The following is a 2,179-nucleotide window of genomic DNA, read 5'->3' on the forward strand; positions in this document are numbered from 1 at the left end:
GAAACGCAGTTCTTTCTGGAGGTGCGAACTCAGCTTCACAGGACTTGACCTGGTCGAACGAGCCCGACTGGATAAGGTGTGAGCACCGGACTTACCTTCAAAGCAAATGTAATATGCTATGAGGTAACCTTCGGCTTTCACTCTCACCTATCATTACCTTAGGTGCAGTGGGACCGAAATTAGCCAAGGTCTAATTTCTTGCCTGACGATTCAGAGAGTAAGGCATGAATGGCAACTCTCTGATATGGGTCAGTCATCCTGTTTCACTGTAAAGGTATGCTAGGTTAGTTCTAGCCCTCAGACTTGTTTAATAAAGCTTGGAAATAATATAAATCGCAAACTTATCGGTGAAACAGTGTATTTTGATTTATATGTATATCTTGTAGAGTCAGATTGATCTGGCTCTTTTTATATAAATAATTTTTGGATAGTTTATTAAACAATTAAAGGTGCTATAATAATGCTAACGCTGTCTTATAGCGTGATTTCAAGTATGGAGGAAAACTATAAATGGCGAACGAAACGGTACAACAACTATATCAAGCGTTATGGAACTCGGCAGATATTTTAAGATCAAAAATGGATGCGAATGAATATAAATCATATTTATTGGGACTCATTTTTTATAAATACTTATCTGATACTATGTTAGTACACTCTACAGAATTATTAGAACATGAATCAAATGATTTGGGTGAAGCCCAAAAGATTTATACAGAAGCATACCTAGATGAGGATATACAAGCAGATTTAAAATACGCACTAAAGGATGATATGGCTTACGAAATTAAACCAGAGCTAACTTTCTCTGCTTTGGTGGATGAAATTGATGAACATACTTTTCAACGGGAACACTTACAACAAGGTTTGCGGGATATTGAGCAGTCAGATAAAATTTTTGAAGACTTATTTGAAGATATTGATTTAAATTCGAAGAAATTAGGTGGGACACCGCAAAAACAAAATGAAACAATTGCTGCTGTGATGAAGGCGCTAGCTGATCTAAATTTTAATAATTATACAGGTGATGTATTGGGCGATGCTTATGAATACCTAATTGGTCAATTTGCGGAAGATTCGGGTAAAAAGGCAGGAGAATTCTACACCCCTCAGCCAGTAGCTACCTTAATGACTAGAATTGTTATGGCAGGCCGAAAAGATAAAAAAGGATTTACTGTATATGACCCGACTTTAGGTTCTGGATCACTATTATTAAATGCATCTAAATATTCCAATGAACCTAATACTATTCGATATTTTGGTCAGGAAATGAATACCTCAACATTTAACTTAGCCCGTATGAATATGTTCTTACATGAAGTGTCGCCAGAGAATCAGTTGTTACGCAATGGGGATACACTTGATGAAGACTGGCCACAAGATGAACCCACCAATTTTGATGGTGTACTAATGAACCCGCCTTATTCTGCGAAATGGTCAGCGGCAAAGGGTTTCTTAGACGATCCAAGATTTTCACCATACGGTGTATTAGCTCCAAAGTCTAAGGCAGACTTTGCTTTCTTATTACATGGCTATTATCACCTAAAGAATGATGGTGTAATGGCAATTGTTTTACCCCATGGTGTTTTGTTTAGGGGCGCTGCAGAAGGAAAAATTCGTAAAGCCTTACTTGAGAATGGTGCTATAGATACTATTATTGGGTTACCATCCAACATTTTCTATAACACTAGTATTCCAACTACAGTGATTATTTTAAAGAAACATCGTGAAACACGCGATGTACTATTCATTGATGCTTCCCAAGAATTCACTAAAGCTAAAAATCAAAATTTATTAGAAGAGCAACATATAGATAAGATTTATGAGACGTATTTAAAACGTGAAGAAGTTGAGAAATATGCTTATGTAGCTACCTATGATGAAATTGTTGAAAATGATTTTAATTTAAATATCCCACGATATGTGGATACATTTGAAGACCCTGAACCAATCGATGTAGTAGCTCTAAGAAATGACATCAAACAAACAGATCAGGAAATTGCAGCAGTATCTAAAGAATTATTATCAATGGTGGATGAGTTACAGGTAACGGAAGAAACAAAAGACATTATCGATGCCTTGAAAGAGGTGTTGAAATAATGGCTAAAGAAAATGAAAAAAGAGTTCCAAAACTGCGATTTAAAGGCTTTACTGATGATTGGGAACAGCGTAAGTTGGG

Annotated in this window: 1 protein-coding gene; it reads left to right on the forward strand. The window is 36.3% G+C overall.

The genetic code is table 11. The annotated features are described in order from the left end of the window. Positions 1-510 precede the first annotated feature (510 nt). Positions 511-2,100 carry a type I restriction-modification system subunit M gene (locus HMPREF3116_RS03510; protein ID WP_070467817.1) on the forward strand — a complete coding sequence of 530 codons (1,590 nt, stop codon included), beginning with the start codon at positions 511-513 and terminating at the stop codon, positions 2,098-2,100. Positions 2,101-2,179 lie beyond the last annotated feature (79 nt).

Origin of the sequence: Aerococcus sp. HMSC10H05 (genome assembly GCF_001806975.1) — a bacterium.
Taxonomy (GTDB): domain Bacteria; phylum Bacillota; class Bacilli; order Lactobacillales; family Aerococcaceae; genus Aerococcus; species Aerococcus viridans_B.